This window comes from Pseudonocardia sp. (genome assembly GCF_035305885.1).
Lineage (GTDB): Bacteria > Actinomycetota > Actinomycetes > Mycobacteriales > Pseudonocardiaceae > Pseudonocardia.
This window is the reverse complement of sequence record NZ_DATGOP010000006.1, coordinates 37,879-53,817: the sequence shown is the minus strand read 5'-3', so window position 1 is coordinate 53,817 and position 15,939 is coordinate 37,879. Positions and strand designations below refer to the sequence as shown.

The window sequence follows — 15,939 nt, the reverse complement described above, 5'->3', positions numbered from 1 at the left end:
ATGACGGATGTCCTGAACGGGCGTTAACCTCGGGCGCATGGGCAATCGGGAGGCGCTGCTGGCAGGCGCGAAGCGCTGCATCGTCGAGAAGGGCTATGCCCACACCACGGCGCGCGACATCGTGGCCGCGTCCGGCACCAACCTGGCGTCGATCGGCTACCACTTCGGGTCGAAGGACGCGCTGCTCGACGCCGCGATGCTGGACTCGTTCGACGACTGGGACGAGGACATCGAGGCGGCGCTCGCCGCGCAGCCCGACGGGGCGCCCACCGACCGGCTCGCCGCGTTCCTCGACGTCCTGATCGAGAAGGTGCGCACCGACCGGGCAATGGTGGCGGCCGGCGTGCAGTGGGTGGCGCAGGTGCAGTTCTCGGCCACCGTCCGCGAGCAGCTCGCGCTGGCCTTCTCCCGCGCGCGGGGTGCGTTCGCGGCGACCCTGCTCGGCGTCGCGGACGGCGAGGTCGACGACGACACCGCCCGCCGGGTCGGCTCGCTCATGCTGGCGCTGGTCAACGGCGTCGTGCTGCAGGCGCTCGTCGACCCCGACCGGGCGCCGTCGGGGGCCGACGTCGCGGAGGCGCTGCGGGCGGTCGTCGCCGCCCCCGCCGGGTCGGACTCCGAGGGACTATGCGGCGCGGGCCAGTGAACGCGCGATCACGAGCCGCTGGATCTGGTTGGTTCCCTCGAAGATCTGCATGACCTTGGCCTCGCGCATGTAGCGCTCCACCGGGAAGTCGCGGGTGTACCCGTAGCCGCCGAGCACCTGCACGGCGTCGGTGGTGACCTTCATCGCCGCGTCCGTGGCCACGAGCTTCGCCACGCTCGCCGCGCGCCGGTACTCACGGCCCGCGTCGCGGCGGCGGGCGGCCTCGAGGTAGGTGGCGCGCGCGGAGTCGACCGCCGCGGCCATGTCGGCCAGCAGGAAGCCGAGCCCCTCGTGGTCGATGATCTTGCGGCCGAACGCGGTGCGCTCGTTCGCATAGGCGGTGGCGGCGTCGAGCGCGGCCTGGGCGAGGCCGGTGGCGACCGCGGCGATGCCGAGCCGCCCGGAGTCGAGCGCGGCGAACGCGATCTGCAGGCCCTGGCCCTCGCGGCCGATGAGCCGGTCGGGCTCCAGCACGGCACCGTCCCAGTGCGCGGTGGCGGTCGGGATCGCGTGCAGGCCCATCTTCTCCTCCGGCCTGCCGAAGGAGAGCCCGTCGACCTGCCCGGGGGCGAGGAAGCAGGAGACGCCGCCGCTCCCCGGTGCCGTGCGGGCGAAGAGCGCGTAGCAGCCCGCACGCCCGCCGTGGGTGATCCAGGCCTTGGTGCCGGTGATCCGGTAGCCCTCCTCGACCCGCTCGGCCTTGCACGCCAGTGCCGCGGCGTCCGACCCCGCGTGCGGCTCGGACAGGCTGTATGCGCCCACGACCTCGCCGGCGAGCATGGCGGGCAGCCACCGCTCCTGCTGCTCCTCCGTGCCGAACGCGGCGAGCGGGTGGCAGGCGAGCGCGTGCACGCTCACCGCGACGGCGACCGCGGCCCAGCGCGCGGCGAGCTCCTCGAGCACCTGCAGGTAGACCTCGTACGGCTGGCCACCGCCCCCGAGCTCCTCGGGGTAGGGCAGGCCCAGCAGGCCCGCCTCGCCGAGCGTGGCGAACAGCCCCTCCGGGTAGGACTCCTCCCGCTCGTGCCGGTCGACGCGCGGGGCGAGCTCCTTGTCGGCGATCTCGCGGGTCAGCGCGATCAGGTCCTCGGCCTCCGTGGTGGGAAGCAGGCGCTCGACGGCCATGGCCGCCTCCTCTATCGGTACTCAGAGGGAAACGTCAGTACCGGTTAGGATAGCCGACATGGGCGTGGTCCGGCGTGGCGCCGTTCGGCGGGAGCAGCTGTTCGACGCGTTGGTGGAGCTGCTGCTGGCCGAGGGCTTCTCCCACCTGACCCTCGACGACGTCGCCGCGCGGCTGCGCTGCTCCAAGCGCACGCTCTACGCGCTCGCGGGCAGCAAGGAGCAGCTGGTGCGGGCCGCGGTGGTGCACTTCTTCCGCGGCGCGACCGAACGCGTCGAGGCCGCACTCGCCGCGCGGAGCGACCCCGCCGAGCGGCTCGCCGCCTACCTGCGCGCCGTCGCCACGGAGCTCGCGCCCGCCTCCGCGCGGTTCTTCGACGACGTCGCCGCCTTCCCGCCCGCCGCCGAGGTGTACGAGCGCAACACCCGCGCCGCCGCCGCCCGCGTGCAGCAGCTCGTGGCCGACGGGGTCGCGGCGGGCGCGTTCCGCGACGTGCACACCGGCTTCGTCGCCGACGTCGTCACGGCCACGATGGTGCGGATCCAGCAGCGGCAGGTGGCCGCGTCCACGGGCCTGGACGACGCCGCGGCCTACGCCCACCTCGCCGAGCTGCTGCTGCGCGGGCTGGCCCGGCGCGGCTGAGCTGCCTCAGACCAGGAAGCGGTAGGCCGTGGTTCCCGGCGCGATGTGCTGGATCTTCAGCGGGCTGGCCTCCATCCGCTTCCACAGCGGCTCGTAGCCGTCGCGGTGGGCCAGCTCGATGCCCACGAGCGCGGGGCCGGTCTCGCGGTTGTCGCGCTTGACGTACTCGAACAGCACGATGTCGTCGTCCGGGCCGAGCACCTCGTCGAGGAACCGCCGCAGCGCGCCCGGCTCCTGCGGGAACTCGACGAGGAAGTAGTGCTTGAGGCCGCGGTGCACCAGCGAGCGCTCGATCACCTCGGCGTAGCGGCTCACGTCGTTGTTGCCGCCCGAGAGCAGGCACACGACCGTCGCGCCCGCAGGCAGGTCGAGCTCGTCGAGCGCCGCGGCGGCCAGCGCCCCCGCGGGCTCGGCGATGATCCCGTCGACCTGGTAGAGGTCGAGCATCTCGGTGCAGACCCGGCCCTCGGCCACCGTGGTGAGCTCGGCGCCGCAGTCGCGCACGAGGGGGAAGGTGACGTCGCCGACCCGGCGCACGGCGGCCCCGTCGACGAACGTGTCGAGCTCGGCCAGCGGCACCGGCTCGCCCGCGTCGAGCGCGGCCGCCATGCTCGCCGCGCCCGCGGGCTCCACGCCGACGATCCGGACCCCGGGGTGGCGCTCGGCGAGGAAGCCGCCGACGCCGGCGAGCAACCCGCCGCCGCCCACCGGCACCACGACGACGTCCGGGGCGCGGTCCAGCTGTGCCACGATCTCCGCGGCCACCGTGCCCTGGCCCGCGATGGTGCGCGGGTCGTCGAACGCGGGCACGACCGTCGCCCCGGTGCGCTGGGCGTGCTCGGCGGCCGCGGCGGCCGCCTCGTCGTAGGTGTCGCCCTCGACCACGAGCTCCACGGCGTCGCCGCCGAGCGCGGTGATCCGCTCCCGCTTCTGCCGCGGCGTGGTGCTCGGCACGTGCACCCGCCCGCGGATGCCGAGCCTGCGGCAGGCGTACGCGACGCCCTGGCCGTGGTTGCCCGCGCTCGCGCACACCGCACCGGCCGCCCGCTCCTCGGGCCCGAGCTGGGCGAGGAGGTTGTACGCGCCGCGCAGCTTGTACGAGCGCCCGACCTGCAGGTCCTCGCGCTTCAGCCAGACCTGCGCGCCGGTCGCGGCCGAGAGCCGCTCGCTCCGCTGCAGCGGGGTGACGAGCGCGACGCCTTCCAGCCGCGCGGCCGCGGCGCCGACGGCCGCGGCGACGGAGCGGACGGGGTGGGCGAGCGGAGCCGCCGTGCGGGAGACCACCCGTCGATCCTGCACCCGCCACTGCGTGTCGTCGCGGGTGGGGGAGGGCTCGCCCGATCCGGGGTCAGCGCTTCTCCAGCAGCTCCAGGATGCGGTCGATCTTCGCTCCGTGCTCGGCGAGTACCGCGTTGTGCTGCGCCTGCATGCCGACGAGGCCGGCGAGGGTGGCGGTGTGCTGCACCGCCACGCCCGCGATCTCGTCGAGCCTGGCGCTCTGCTTGTCCTGTGCCGCGGCGATCGCCGAGAGGTACGCGTACACCGTCACCGGGTCGGTGCCCTGATGACGGATCGTTCTGTCGTCCTCCGCAGCCGTCATGTCAGGCAATCTAGCGAGCGGAGATCCACCTTTGGGTCACTTTGCGACAACCGGTGCCGATCGGGGCCGAAGGTCGAAACCCGCTGCGCGGTAGCTGTCGTCGAGCAACTGGGCGGTGGCCACGGCGTCGTGGGCATCGGTGGGCACCGGCCGCCCGTCGCGGACGGCCGCGGTGAACGCCTCGAGCTGGTAGGCGTACGACGGGCGCTTGCCCAGCCGCTCCTCCCGCTCGGTGCCGCCCACCGCGATCCACACCCGGTCGTCGCGGTGCGGGAGCACGAAGTTCCCGGCGCGCACCTCGCCCGCGTCGCCGACGAGCCGGGCGGTCATGCGCACCTCCTCGGCGGCCATCGAGCTGTGGACCACACCGGTCACCCCGCCGGGGAAGGCGAGCTCGACGCGCGCCCACTCGTCCACCCCCGGGTGGCCGGCGCGCTCGCGGGCCTCGGCGCCGGTGACCCGCGGGGCCCCGCCCGCGAACCGGCCCAGCATCCGGTGCAGGTGCAGGCCGTAGCAGCCGACGTCCATCAGCCCGCCGCCCGCCAGCGGGAGCGACCAGCGCGGGTCGCCGTCCGGCGGGGGCGGGATCTCCATGTGCACCTCGACCTCGCGCAGCTCACCGATCTCGCCGGACTCCACGGCCTGCAGCAGCCGCTGCGCCACCGGGTGGTACAGGTAGTGGAAGGCCTCCATGAACACGACGCCCGCCCCGGCGACCGCGTCGCGCACCTCGCGGGCCTCGCCCGCGTCGCTCGCCGACGGCTTCTCGGTGAGCACGTGCTTGCCCGCGGCGATCGCCGCGAGGTTCCACGGGCCGTGCAGGCCGTTGGCGAGCGGGTTGTAGACGGCCTCGACCTCGGGGTCGGCGATCACGTCGGCGTAGGTGTCGAGCACCCGCTCGACGCCGTGCTGGGCGGCGAAGGCCTCGGCCCGGTCGCGGTCGCGCGCCGCGACGGCGACGAGCCGGGCCCCGGTCAGCTGCGCGGGGGCGACGATGGCGTTGGCGGCGATGCGCGAGGCGCCGAGCACTCCGATCCGAAGGGGTTCCACGCGGATGATCCTCCCCAGCGGGGAGGTGGTGCCGCTAGTGGATGTGAGCGCGCCAATCCGCCGGGACCCGCTCCGCGGGGCCGGGGACCGCCTGGTCGAGCGGCCGGTGCCGGGGTTCGGGCAGGTCGGGGCCCTCCAGCAGCTCGTTCGTGCGGTAGTCCCAGTACCAGCCCTCGCCCGGCTCGAAGCTGCGGACCAGCGGGTGGCCGGTCGCGCGGAAGTGCGCGGTCGCGTGCTGGGCCGGAGACGAGTCGCAGCAGCCGATGTGGCCGCACTGCGCGCACCGGCGCAGGTGGACCCACCAGCCGCCCACGTCGTCGCACTCGCGGCAGCCCGTGCCGCTCGGGGCGGCGGTGAGGTCGATCCCGTCCGTCATCCACCCATCATGGCGCGGAACGACCCGTCAGCGCCCCGCGGCGTAGCCCTGGGCGCCCCGCGGGTTGGCCGCGGCGGACAGCACGCCGGTCGCCGGGTCGCGGTGCACGCTCGACAGCCGCCCGAGCTCCCAGTCGCCCGCGCGCGTGACCAGGTGCCCGCGCCGCTCCAGCCCGCTGATGACCTCCTCACCGAGCCGGTCCTCCACCACCGCGCCGCCCGGGGTCCAGGTGCGCGGCCAGAACGAGCCGGGCATCGACGTGGTGTGCAGGGCCGGGGCGTCGATGGCCTGCTGGGGCGAGTAGCCGCCGACGAGCGTGCGCAGCAGGTAGAGCAGCTGCCACTGGTCCTGCTGGTCGCCGCCGGGCGAGCCGAGCGCGCCCACCGGTTCGCCGTCGCGCAGCAGCAGGGTGGGGGTGAGCGTGGTGCGCGGCCGCTTGCCCGGCGCGAGCGAGGACGGCGCGCCCTCTTCCAGCCAGGTCATCTGCAGCCGCGAGCCGAGGCAGAACCCGAGCTCCGGGATCGTGGGGGAGGACTGCAACCAGCCCCCGGACGGCGTGACCGCCACGATGTTGCCCCACCGGTCCACGACGTCGACGTGGCAGGTGTCGCCGCGGGTCTCGCCGGACAGCACGACGGTCGGCTCGCCCACGCCCGCCGCGTCGCCCTCCGCGGGCTCGGTGACGAGCGGCGGCAGGAACGGTTCCCGCCCGCCGGGGCGGCCGGGCCGGAACTCGTGCGAGGCCGTCTCGCCGATGAGCTCCCGCCGCTCGCGCGCGTACTCGGCGGACAGCAGGACCTCCAGCACGCCCTCGGGCATCGCGTCGCCGTAGTGGGCGTCGCGGTCGGCGAGCGCGAGCTTGAGCGCCTCGAGCACGTGGTGGGCCCCGTCGGGGGTGGACGGGTCGAGGGCCTCGTCGGGCAGACCGTCGAGGATCATGAGCGCCTGCAGCAGGACGGGGCCCTGGCCCCACGGGCCGGTCTTGGCGACCGTGGTGCCGCGGAACTCGGCGGTCACGGCGGGCTCGAACCCCGCCGAGAACGCGGCGAAGTCGGCCACCTCGATCACGCCCGCGTGGTCGGTGCCGGACGAGTGCCGGTGCGGGGTGCGCAGGAACTCCACCGCCTCCCGCGCGACGAACCCCTCCTTCCACTCGCGGCGCGCCGCCTCGATCCGGCCGCGCCGGTCGGTGGCCCGCGACCCGGCCTCGACGAGCCGCTCGAGGGTGCGGGCGTAGGCGGGGAGCCGGATGATCTCGCCCGCGCGGGGCGGGCGGCCGTCGGGCATCCACAGCTGCGCGGACGTCGGCCAGTGCTCGGTGAACAGCTCCGCGACCGTCTCGATCGTGGTGCCGACCCGCCCGACGACGGGGTGGCCGTCGCGGGCGTATCCGATCGCGTAGGCGAGGACGTCGGCGAGCTCCCACGTGCCGTGCTCGGCGAGCAGCACGAGCCACGCGTCCACCGCACCCGGCACGGCGGCGGCGAGCCCGCCCGCGCCCGGGACCAGGTCGAGGCCTTCGCCGCGGTAGTGCGCGATCGTCGCACCCGCCGGCGCGGGGCCCTGTCCCATCAGCACCTGCGGGGTCGGGTCGGCGGCCGTGGCGAACACCCCGGTCAGGTCGCCGCCGGGGCCGTTGAGGTGCGGCTCGACGACGTGCAGCACGAACCCGGCGGCCGTGGCGGCGTCGAAGGCGTTGCCCCCGCGCTCCAGCACCGACTGGGCGGTGGCGGTCGCCAGCCAGTGGGTGGTGGCCGACATGCCGAACGTGCCCTGCAGCGTGGGCCGGGTGGTGAACTCGGACGGCGGGACGAAGCTCACGGGGTTCCTTTCCTCCGCACGGAGCGCCCTGGTCAGACCTCGGATGTATACATCACCGCGGGTGGTGACGCGGCGCAACCGGAGTCAATCCCACAGCGGGCTCGGATGCAGGACGGCAACGATCGCGGGTCGGGCCGCGAGTGAGCCTTCGCACCGGCCGGAGGACGTGAGAAGCTGCAGCGATTCCGGACCGTCACGATGTGACGCCCTCACGTCCTGACACCCTGACGACAGGGGGACCGATGAGCGAGCTGGCGAGCGTGCCCACCGACCCGCGGACCGAGTCCGAGCCCCGGGTCAAGCCCGTCGTCTTCTACGGGTCCGCGGCGGTCACCCTCCTGATCGCGCTGTGGGCGATCATCGCCCCGACCGCCGCCTCCGACGTCCTCACCGCGGTCGTCGGCTGGACCTCGGAGTGGTTCGGCTGGTTCTACATCCTGCTGTCGACGCTCATCCTCGTCTTCGTGATCCTGGTGGGCGCCTCCCGCCTCGGCCGGACCAGGCTCGGACCGGAGCACGCGCGGCCGGAGTTCAGCACGTTCGCGTGGGCGTCGATGCTCTTCGCCGCGGGCATCGGCACCGACCTGATGTTCTTCGCCGTCGTCGAGCCGGTCACCCAGTACCTCACCCCGCCGCGCGGCGAGGGCGAGACGCTCCAGGCGGCCGAGGAAGCCACGGTGTGGACGCTGTTCCACTACGGCATCAGCGGCTGGGGCATGTACGCGCTGATGGGCATGGCGCTCGGGTACTTCGCCTACCGGCGGAACCTGCCGCTCGCCATCCGCTCCGCGCTCTACCCGATCTTCGGCAAGCGGATCCACGGCGGGATCGGCACCGCGGTGGACCTCGCCGCCGTGCTCGGCACGATCTTCGGGGTCGCGGCCTCCCTCGGCATCGGGGTCGTGCTGCTCAACTACGGGCTGTACTTCCTGTTCGGGATCCCCGAGGGCGCGGCCGCCCAGATCGGGCTGGTCGCCATCGCGGTCACCATCGCCACCATCTCCGCGGTGAGCGGCGTCGACCGCGGGATCAAGCTGCTGTCGCAGCTCAACGTGCTGCTCGCGATCGCGCTGGCCCTCTACCTCCTGGTCGCGGGCGACACCGTGTTCCTGCTCAACGGGCTCGTGCAGAACGTCGGCGACTTCGTCGCCTCCTTCCCGGGCATGACGCTGCAGACGTTCGCCTACGACCGGCCCGTCGACTGGCTCAACGCGTGGACGCTGTTCTTCTGGGCGTGGTGGATCGCCTGGGCGTCGTTCGTCGGGCTCTTCCTCGCCCGCATCTCCCGCGGGCGCACGATCCGCCAGTTCGTGGCCGGGACGATGATCATCCCGTTCACCTACATCGTCATGTGGATCTCGATCTTCGGCAACAGCGCCCTCGACGTGATCCGCCGCGGCAACGCCGAGTTCGGGCAGGCGACGATCGACAACCCGGCGCAGGGCTTCTACGAGCTGCTCGCGCAGTACCCGGCGGTCACGTTCGTCGCGTCGATCGCCACCTTCGTCGGCCTGCTGTTCTACGTGACCTCCGCCGACTCGGCGGCGCTGGTGATGGCGAACCTGAGCTCGCACCTGCCGACGCCGAAGACCGACGGCGCCCCGTGGATGCGCATCTTCTGGGCGATCGCCACCGGCCTGCTCACCGTCGGGATGCTCCTGGTCGGCGGCGTGCCCGCGCTGCAGAACGCCACGATCATCATGGGCCTGCCGTTCGCGTTCGTGCTGATGCTGGTCATGCTCGGCCTGTACCGGGCGCTGCGGCTCGAGGCGCTGCAGGCCGACAGCAGGCAGTTCGGCCTGCGCTCGCTGTCCAGCCGGAGCACGTCGAACGGGCACCTGGAAGGGGTCCCGGCCTGGCGGCTGCGGCTGGACCGGGCGCTGTCGTTCCCGAGCCGGGAGCGCACGGAGCGGTTCCTGACCGAGGTGGCGCTGCCCGCCATGACGGACGTGGCGGCGCACCTGCAGGAGCGCGGATGCGGGGCGCAGGCGCGCGAGGACCGGGACGAGGACGGCACGCGGTACGTCGTGCTCGACGCGGACCTCGGCGAGGAGCGCCCGTTCCGCTACGAGATCCGGCCGCGGGAGGTGCCGGTGCCCGTCTACGGGCGGGCGGTGCCGAAGGGCAGCGACACCTACTGGCGGCTCGAGGTGCACCTGCGCGAGGGCGGCCAGGACTACGACGTCATGGGCTACACGTCCGAGCAGCTCATCGACGACATCCTGGACCAGTACGAGCGGCACCTGGAGTTCGTGCGGATGCAGGAGGTCGCCGGCTAGCGCCTGTTCGATGCGTCGCGGGGCGGTCCGGCTACCGGGACTGCAGCCGCTCCGCGCGCACCCCGTCGTCGCCGAGCAGCCCGGCGCGCCCGGCGAGCGCGGCGGCCTCCGTGCGGTTCGCGACGCCGAGCGTGCGCAGCAGCCCGGCCGTGAGGCGCTTGACCGTCCGCTCGGAGACGTGCAGCGCCCGCGCGATCTGCGCGGTGCTCGCGCCGCTGGCGATGAGCGTCCAGAGGTGGCGCTCCCTGCTCGTCAGGGCCGAGCCGACCGGGAGGTGCGCGGAAGGCTGGGTGGTGGCGCCGGTGGCCGCGAGCAGCGCGGGGACGAACCCGGCCGGGGGGACGGTGCGCAGCAGCACGCCGTTCGCCCCCGCGCCGAGGATCTCGAGGACCCCCTCGAACCGCGCGGCGTGACGCGTGAGCGCGAGCACCGGCAGGCTCGGCTGGACGCGGCGCATCGCGGTGAACGCCGCCACCGGCCCCGGCGCGTCGAGCTCCAGGTCGACCAGGGCGACGTCGGGCCGGTGCATGCGCACCAGCGCCGGCGCCGAGGCGGCGACGTCCGTCCCGGCCACGACGCGCACCCAGCCCTCGCTCGCCGCGGGCAGCGCCTCCTCCAGGCAGCGGCGGAACATCGGTTGCCGATCGACGATCAGCACGCGGACCACCATGCCGGTGGGTTTCCCACGCGATCGCGTTCCTACCGACGCGCCGTCCGATCGGAGGACGGGGACGGCCCGCTCGTGGTACCGATCCGCAGCGATACCGGCAGCACGATGCTCTCCGGGGTGCCGCCCTCCACCAGCTCCATCGCCGCGCGCGCCGCGGCCCTGCCCTTCTCGGCGCTCGGCTGGACGACCGTGGTGAGCTGGGTCGGGGCGAGCCAGTGCAGGTCGGCGCCGTCGAAGCCCACCACCGACAGGTCCTCGGGCACCCGGATCCCGAGCTCGGCGGCGGCCTGCAGCACCCCGGCGGCGAGCACGTCGCTCTGGGCGATGATCGCCGTCGGCCGCCGTTCCGCGGGGACGTCGAGCAGGACGCGCCCGGCCGCCGCGCCCTCGTGCACGGCGTTGCTCGGCGTCTCGTACATCGGCACCGGGCCGAACACGTCCTCCACGCCCTCCATGCGGTGGCGCACGTCGCGGTAGTGGGCGAGCGCGCGCCGCTTCGGCGTGACCGGCCCGCGGGTGCCGTCGAGCCGCAGCGGCATCGTGACGACCTCGACCCGGCGGTGGCCCAGGTCGTGCAGGTGGCGGGCGAGGTCGCGGGTGCCGCCGCGGTCGTCGATGTCGATCATCGGGACGCCCTCGAGCTCGGGGCCCTCCACGGCCACGATCGGCACCCCGCGGGCGCGCAGCTGCTCCACCGCGGGGTCGTCCTCGAGCCCGCAGGTGGCGAAGATCGCCGCGTCGAGCGGGATGCGCGCGATCTGGCTGGTCGACGGGCGGCCGACGTCGCCCGCGAGCAGCAGCAGCCCGACGTCGTGGGCGCTCAGCACCTCGCTGATGCCGTCGAGCAGCTGCAGCGCCACCGGGTCGCGGAACGCGTAGAGCAGGCGCTCGCCGATGAACGCGCCCACGACGCCGCTGCGACCGCGGCGCAGCGAGGCCGCGAGCGGGTCGGGGCCGGCGTAGCCGAGCTCGGCGGCCGCCGCGAACACCCGCTCCCGGGTGGCCGGTGCCACCTTGGGGCTGCCGGCGAACGCGAGCGATGCCGTCGAGGGGGAGACGCCTGCCCGCGCCGCGACGGCGGCGAGCGTCGGGCGGGTGGACACGCCGGGAACCGTAGCGGCCGGGCCCGGGCAGGTTGAGCGGGCCGGGCCCGTCGCGTACCGTTGACGCGGATCGAATCGATTCGATGCCCCGCGCGATCTGATTGAGGAGCCGACGTGACCGCGACCGCAGCCGTGCCCCCCGCCCAGCTGTCGAGGGCGCGCACCGCCGTGGTCGTCGTCTTCATCGCCGCGGGGCTGGCGTTCGCGTCGGTCATCGCGCGCACGCCCGCGCTGCGCGACTCGCTCGGGCTGTCCACCGCCGGGCTCGGCCTGCTCCTGCTGTGCATGTCGGGCGGTGCGGTCGCCGGGCTGCCGCTCTCGGGGCCGATCGTGCACCGCCTCGGCCCGGGCCGCGCGGTGCTCGCCGGTGCGCTGTCGATGACGCTCGGGCTGGCGCTGCTCGCGCTCGGCATGTCCACCGAGCTCGTCCCGGTGGCCGCGGTCGGCCTGGTCGCAGCCGGGCTCGGCACCGGCGTGTGGGACGTCGCCATGAACGTCGAGGGCGCCGACGTCGAACGCAGGCTCGGCCGCTCCCTCATGCCCCGCCTGCACGCCGGCTTCAGCCTCGGCACCGTGGCGGGCGCCGCGATCGGCGCGGCGTGCGCGGCGCTCGGCATCCCGCTGCAGGTGCAGCTGATCGGCATCGTCGTGCTGCTCCCCGCCGTCGTCGTGCCCGCCGTGCGCCGGTTCCTGCCGGTGGCCGAGCCTGCGGCGGGGGAGACCACGGCGGGCTCCGGGGTGCTCGCCGCGTGGCGGGAGCCGCGCACCCTCGTCGTCGGGCTGATGGTGCTCGCCTTCGCGTTCACCGAGGGCTCGGCCAACGACTGGATCGCGCTGGCGATGGTCGACGGCCACGGCACCGGCGAGACCCTCGGCGCGGTCGGGTTCGGGTTCTTCGTCGCCGCGATGACCGCGGGCCGGATGGTCGGCGGCGCGGCCCTGGACCGCTTCGGCCGCGTCGCGGTGGTGCGCGCCACCGCAGGCATCGCCCTCGCCGGGCTGCTCCTGATGCTGCTCGGCGGGTCCGTGCCGGTCGCGCTCAGCGGGGCCCTGCTGTGGGGGGTCGGGGCCTCGCTGGGCTTCCCCGTGGGCATGAGCGCCGCCGCCGACGACCCGGCCCGCGCGGCCGCGCGTGTCTCGGTGGTCAGCTCCATCGGCTACACCGCGTTCATCGCGGGCCCGCCCCTCATCGGCCTCATCGGCGAGCACGCGGGCATCCTGCGGGCCCTGTTCGTCGTGCTGGGTGCGCTGCTGTTGGGCCTGCTCGCCGCGGGCGCCGCCCGGCCGCTCACCCAGCCGGAGCCGCGGTAGTCCCCCGAGGAGCCGCTTCCGCTTGACGTCCGGCCGCTGGCGAGGACGATCGGCGGGTGCCCAGTCTGTACATCGACGGGACCTGGACATCCGGGTCCGGCGACCCCGCCGAGGTCATCAACCCGTTCGACGCGAGCGTGATCGAGACGGTCGAGCAGGCCGGCCCCGACGACGTCGAGCGCGCGGTGGCCGCGGCCCGCACCGCGTTCGACGACGGCCCGTGGCCGCGCACCCCGGCCGCGGAGCGCGCCGACCTGCTGCGGCGCGTCGCGGACCTGCTGGTCCGCGACAAGGAGGACATCGCCCGCACCGAGACGCTCGACACCGGCAAGACGCTGGTCGAGAGCCGCATCGACGTCGACGACGTGACGGCGGTGTTCCGGTACTACGCCGACCTCGCCGCCCACGACGCCGGGCGGCTGGTCGACACCGGCAAACCGTCGGTCGTCAGCCGGGTGGTGCACGAGCCCGTCGGCGTCTGCGCCCTGATCACCCCGTGGAACTACCCGCTGCTGCAGCTGTCGTGGAAGGTCGCACCCGCGCTGGCGGCCGGGAACACCGTGGTGATCAAGCCGAGCGAGGTCACCCCGCTCACCTCGGTGATGCTCGTGCGGCTCCTGGAGGAGGCGGGAGCACCACCGGGGGTGGTCAACATCCTGCTCGGCGACGGCCGGTCGGTCGGCGCGCCGCTCACCGAGCACCCGGGCGTCGACATGGTCAGCTTCACCGGCGGGCTCGCCACCGGCCAGGCGATCATGCGGGCCGCCGCGGGCACCGTGAAGCGGGTCGCCGTGGAGCTGGGCGGCAAGAACCCCAACATCGTCTTCGCCGACACCGACTTCGAAACCGTCGTCGACAACGCGCTCACCGCCGTCTTCCTGCACGCGGGCCAGGTCTGCTCGGCGGGCGCGCGGCTGATCGTCGAGGACTCGCTGCACGACGACCTGGTCGCCGAGATCGGCCGGCGCGCCGAGCGGATCCGGCTGGGCAACGGGCTGGACGAGGCCACCGAGTCCGGCCCGCTGGTCTCGGCCGCCCACCGGGCGAAGATCGAGGACTACGTTGCGTCCGCGCAGGCCGAGGGCGCCCGGCTGGTGGCGGGCGGGCGCCGCCCCGAGGAGCCGGACCTGCAGAAGGGCTTCTTCTACCGGCCCACCGTGTTCGCCGACTGCCGCCGCGACATGCGCGTGCTGCGCGAGGAGACCTTCGGCCCGATCCTCACCGTCGAGCGGTTCACCACCGAGGAGGAGGCGATCGCGCTCGGCAACGACACCGACTACGGCCTGTCCGGCGCGGTGTGGACGAACGACTCGGGGCGCGCCGAGCGCGTGGCCCGCGCGCTGCGGCACGGCACCGTGTGGATCAACGACTTCGGCCCGTACGTGCCGGGCGCGGAATGGGGCGGCTTCAAGCGTTCGGGCAACGGGCGCGAGCTCGGGCCGACCGGGCTCGCCGAGTACCAGGAGCACAAGCACATCTGGCACAACACCGAGCCCGCGCCGGCTCGGTGGTTCACGAGCGGAGGGGCCCGGTGACGGGAAGCGCTGCGTCCGAGAACACAGCGAGGTCCGACAACACAGCGACCGAGAGCTTCGACTACGTCGTCGTCGGTGGGGGGTCGTCGGGGTGCGCGCTGGCCGCCCGCCTGTCGGAGGACCCCGACGTCACGGTCTGCCTGCTCGAGGCCGGCCCGTCCGATGTCGACGACCCGGCGATCCTCAAGCTCACCGACTGGATGGCCCTGCTCGACTCCGGCTACGACTGGGACTATCCGGTCGAGCCGCAGGAGCGCGGCAACAGCTTCCTGCGCCACGCCCGCGGCAAGGTCCTCGGCGGCTGCTCGTCGCACAACTCGTGCATCGCGTTCTGGCCGCCGCGCGAGGACCTCGACGAGTGGGCGGCGATGGGCTGCGAGGGCTGGAGCGCCGACGAGTGCTGGCCGCTCGTCGCCCGGCTGGAGAACAACGACGGGCCGTGGGAGGGGCACGGCCGCACCGGCCCGGTCCGGATCATGCAGATCAAGCCGGAGGACCCGTGCGGGGTCGCCGTGCTCGAGGCGGCCGCGGCCGTCGGCCTGCCGACCGTCCGCTTCAACGAGGGCGTGACCGTCTGCGAGGGCGCCGGGTTCTTCCAGATCAACTGCGAGCCGGACGGCACACGCGCCTCCTCGTCGCACGCCTACCTGCACCCGATCATGGGTAAGCGCCCCAACCTCGAGGTCCGCACGGGCGCGTGGGCGTCCCGCGTGCTGTTCGACGGCCGCCGTGCCACCGGCGTCGAGTACCAGCACGGCATCGGCCCGGGCCGCCGCACGGTGACCGCGCGCCGCGAGGTCGTGCTCAGCACGGGCGCGATCGACACCCCGAAGCTGCTCATGCTCTCCGGCATCGGACCCGCGGACCACCTGCGCGAGGTCGGCGTCGACGTGCTGGTGGACGCACCGGGCGTCGGGGCGAACCTGGACGACCACGTCGAGGGCCTCGTCATGTGGGAGGCCGCCCGCCCGATGGTCACCCGCTCCACCCAGTGGTGGGAGATCGGGCTGTTCACCCGCACCGAGGAAGGCCTCGACCGGCCGGACCTGATGATGCACTACGGGTCGGTGCCGTTCGACCTCAACACCGTGCGCTGGGGCTACCCGACCACCGACAACGGCTTCTGCCTCACCCCGAACGTCACCCGGGGACGCTCCCGGGGCACGGTGCGGCTGCGCAGCCGCGACTTCCGCGACCGGCCGCGGGTCGACCCGCGCTACTTCACCGACGCCGAAGGCCACGACATGCGCGTCATGATCGCCGGGGTGCGCCTGGCCCGCCGCATCGCCGAGCAGGAGCCGCTCAAGGAGTGGGTGGCCCGCGAGCTCGCGCCCGGCCCGGACGCCGTCGGCGACGACGAGCTCGCCGACTACATCTCCAAGACCCACAACACCGTCTACCACCCGGCGGGCACGGCCAAGATGGGCCCGGACAGCGACCCGATGGCCGTCGTCGACCCGCAGCTGCGGGTGCGCGGGGTCGAGGGGCTGCGGGTGGCGGACGCGTCGATCATGCCGTTCCTGCCCGCGATCAACCCCAACATCACCTGCTACATGATCGGGGAGAAGGCGAGCGACCTGTTGCGGCGGTGATGGGGTGGGTGCGGGGGGTCTCGCGTTCGCGGGTTCCGCGGAACTCGATTCCCGTCGATTCGGCTGCCCGGGTGGGCGTGCCTGGTCACCTCGGGTGGGTGGCTGGGCCGGGTTCACCACCGAATTCCGTGGTTGCGCGGACGGGCGTACCCGACTGGAGGGGCACGCCAGTTCACGACGAGCCCGCTGCA

14 protein-coding genes are annotated in these 15,939 nt (G+C 74.1%); 6 read left to right on the top strand and 8 right to left on the bottom strand.

The window, feature by feature from the left end:
* Nucleotides 1-37: 37 nt before the first annotated feature.
* Nucleotides 38-646: a TetR/AcrR family transcriptional regulator gene (locus tag VKZ81_RS00735; protein ID WP_324239385.1), complete on the top strand. Its 609-nt coding sequence runs from the start codon at nucleotides 38-40 to the stop codon at nucleotides 644-646.
* Here the strand turns inward: VKZ81_RS00735 and VKZ81_RS00730 are convergent.
* Nucleotides 626-1,771 (bottom strand): acyl-CoA dehydrogenase family protein, encoded by a 1,146-nt coding sequence (locus VKZ81_RS00730; RefSeq protein WP_324239384.1) that lies wholly within the window; start codon nucleotides 1,769-1,771, stop codon nucleotides 626-628. The two genes, VKZ81_RS00735 and VKZ81_RS00730, sit on opposite strands and share 21 nt — an antisense overlap.
* A gap of 58 nt (nucleotides 1,772-1,829) precedes the next feature.
* Between VKZ81_RS00730 and VKZ81_RS00725 the strand changes: the two genes are divergently transcribed.
* Complete coding sequence (locus tag VKZ81_RS00725) at nucleotides 1,830-2,411, top strand: TetR/AcrR family transcriptional regulator (protein ID WP_324239383.1); 582 nt, start codon at nucleotides 1,830-1,832, stop codon at nucleotides 2,409-2,411.
* A gap of 6 nt (nucleotides 2,412-2,417) precedes the next feature.
* On the opposite strand, the gene ilvA is transcribed toward VKZ81_RS00725, so the two are convergent.
* The 5 genes from ilvA to VKZ81_RS00700 form a co-directional block, all read right to left on the bottom strand.
* The gene (ilvA, locus tag VKZ81_RS00720) at nucleotides 2,418-3,695 is read right to left on the bottom strand and encodes a threonine ammonia-lyase IlvA (protein ID WP_324239382.1); all 1,278 of its coding nucleotides are present in this window, start codon (nucleotides 3,693-3,695) and stop codon (nucleotides 2,418-2,420) included.
* Between the two features lie 64 nt (nucleotides 3,696-3,759).
* Nucleotides 3,760-4,011, bottom strand: a complete 252-nt coding sequence (locus VKZ81_RS00715; protein ID WP_324239381.1) for a hypothetical protein — start codon at nucleotides 4,009-4,011, stop codon at nucleotides 3,760-3,762.
* A 36-nt stretch (nucleotides 4,012-4,047) separates the two neighbouring features.
* Entirely contained in the window at nucleotides 4,048-5,061 is a 1,014-nt protein-coding gene (locus VKZ81_RS00710; protein ID WP_324239380.1) for a Gfo/Idh/MocA family protein, read from the bottom strand.
* 34 nt (nucleotides 5,062-5,095) lie between these two features.
* Nucleotides 5,096-5,437 (bottom strand): UBP-type zinc finger domain-containing protein, encoded by a 342-nt coding sequence (locus VKZ81_RS00705; protein ID WP_324239379.1) that lies wholly within the window; start codon nucleotides 5,435-5,437, stop codon nucleotides 5,096-5,098.
* Nucleotides 5,438-5,464: 27 nt separating this feature from the next.
* Nucleotides 5,465-7,198, bottom strand: coding sequence for a gamma-glutamyltransferase family protein (locus VKZ81_RS00700; RefSeq protein WP_324239435.1), 1,734 nt, complete (start codon nucleotides 7,196-7,198; stop codon nucleotides 5,465-5,467).
* Nucleotides 7,199-7,500: 302 nt separating this feature from the next.
* Between VKZ81_RS00700 and betT the strand changes: the two genes are divergently transcribed.
* Nucleotides 7,501-9,537, top strand: a complete 2,037-nt coding sequence (gene betT, locus VKZ81_RS00695) for a choline BCCT transporter BetT (RefSeq protein ID WP_324239378.1) — start codon at nucleotides 7,501-7,503, stop codon at nucleotides 9,535-9,537.
* Nucleotides 9,538-9,568: 31 nt separating this feature from the next.
* Here the strand turns inward: betT and VKZ81_RS00690 are convergent, their stop codons facing one another.
* A complete protein-coding gene (locus VKZ81_RS00690; protein ID WP_324239377.1) occupies nucleotides 9,569-10,195 on the bottom strand; it encodes a response regulator transcription factor in 627 nt (208 codons plus the stop codon).
* A gap of 41 nt (nucleotides 10,196-10,236) precedes the next feature.
* Nucleotides 10,237-11,310, bottom strand: a complete 1,074-nt coding sequence (locus tag VKZ81_RS00685; RefSeq protein WP_324239376.1) for a LacI family DNA-binding transcriptional regulator — start codon at nucleotides 11,308-11,310, stop codon at nucleotides 10,237-10,239.
* A 114-nt stretch (nucleotides 11,311-11,424) separates the two neighbouring features.
* Here VKZ81_RS00685 and VKZ81_RS00680 point away from each other — a divergent pair, with 114 nt between their 5' ends.
* Genes VKZ81_RS00680 through VKZ81_RS00670 form a run of 3 tightly spaced genes read left to right on the top strand, consistent with a single transcriptional unit; the run spans nucleotide 11,425 to nucleotide 15,748 of the window.
* On the top strand, nucleotides 11,425-12,621 hold the full coding sequence (locus tag VKZ81_RS00680; protein WP_324239375.1) for an MFS transporter: 1,197 nt from the start codon (nucleotides 11,425-11,427) through the stop codon (nucleotides 12,619-12,621).
* A 56-nt stretch (nucleotides 12,622-12,677) separates the two neighbouring features.
* The gene (locus VKZ81_RS00675; RefSeq protein ID WP_324239374.1) at nucleotides 12,678-14,156 is read left to right on the top strand and encodes an aldehyde dehydrogenase family protein; all 1,479 of its coding nucleotides are present in this window, start codon (nucleotides 12,678-12,680) and stop codon (nucleotides 14,154-14,156) included.
* Nucleotides 14,153-15,748 (top strand): GMC family oxidoreductase, encoded by a 1,596-nt coding sequence (locus VKZ81_RS00670; protein WP_324239373.1) that lies wholly within the window; start codon nucleotides 14,153-14,155, stop codon nucleotides 15,746-15,748. Before VKZ81_RS00675 ends, VKZ81_RS00670 begins: the two co-directional genes overlap by 4 nt.
* The last annotated feature ends 191 nt before the right edge of the window (nucleotides 15,749-15,939 follow it).

Coding starts and splice junctions, on each gene's coding strand:
- VKZ81_RS00700 (WP_324239435.1), bottom strand. CDS start 7,198: ATGTCGGCCACCACCCACTGGCTGGCGACCGCCACCGCCCAGTCGGTG.
- betT (WP_324239378.1), top strand. CDS start 7,501: ATGAGCGAGCTGGCGAGCGTGCCCACCGACCCGCGGACCGAGTCCGAG.
- VKZ81_RS00730 (WP_324239384.1), bottom strand. CDS start 1,771: ATGGCCGTCGAGCGCCTGCTTCCCACCACGGAGGCCGAGGACCTGATC.
- VKZ81_RS00735 (WP_324239385.1), top strand. CDS start 38: ATGGGCAATCGGGAGGCGCTGCTGGCAGGCGCGAAGCGCTGCATCGTC.
- VKZ81_RS00725 (WP_324239383.1), top strand. CDS start 1,830: ATGGGCGTGGTCCGGCGTGGCGCCGTTCGGCGGGAGCAGCTGTTCGAC.
- VKZ81_RS00715 (WP_324239381.1), bottom strand. CDS start 4,011: ATGACGGCTGCGGAGGACGACAGAACGATCCGTCATCAGGGCACCGAC.
- VKZ81_RS00705 (WP_324239379.1), bottom strand. CDS start 5,437: ATGACGGACGGGATCGACCTCACCGCCGCCCCGAGCGGCACGGGCTGC.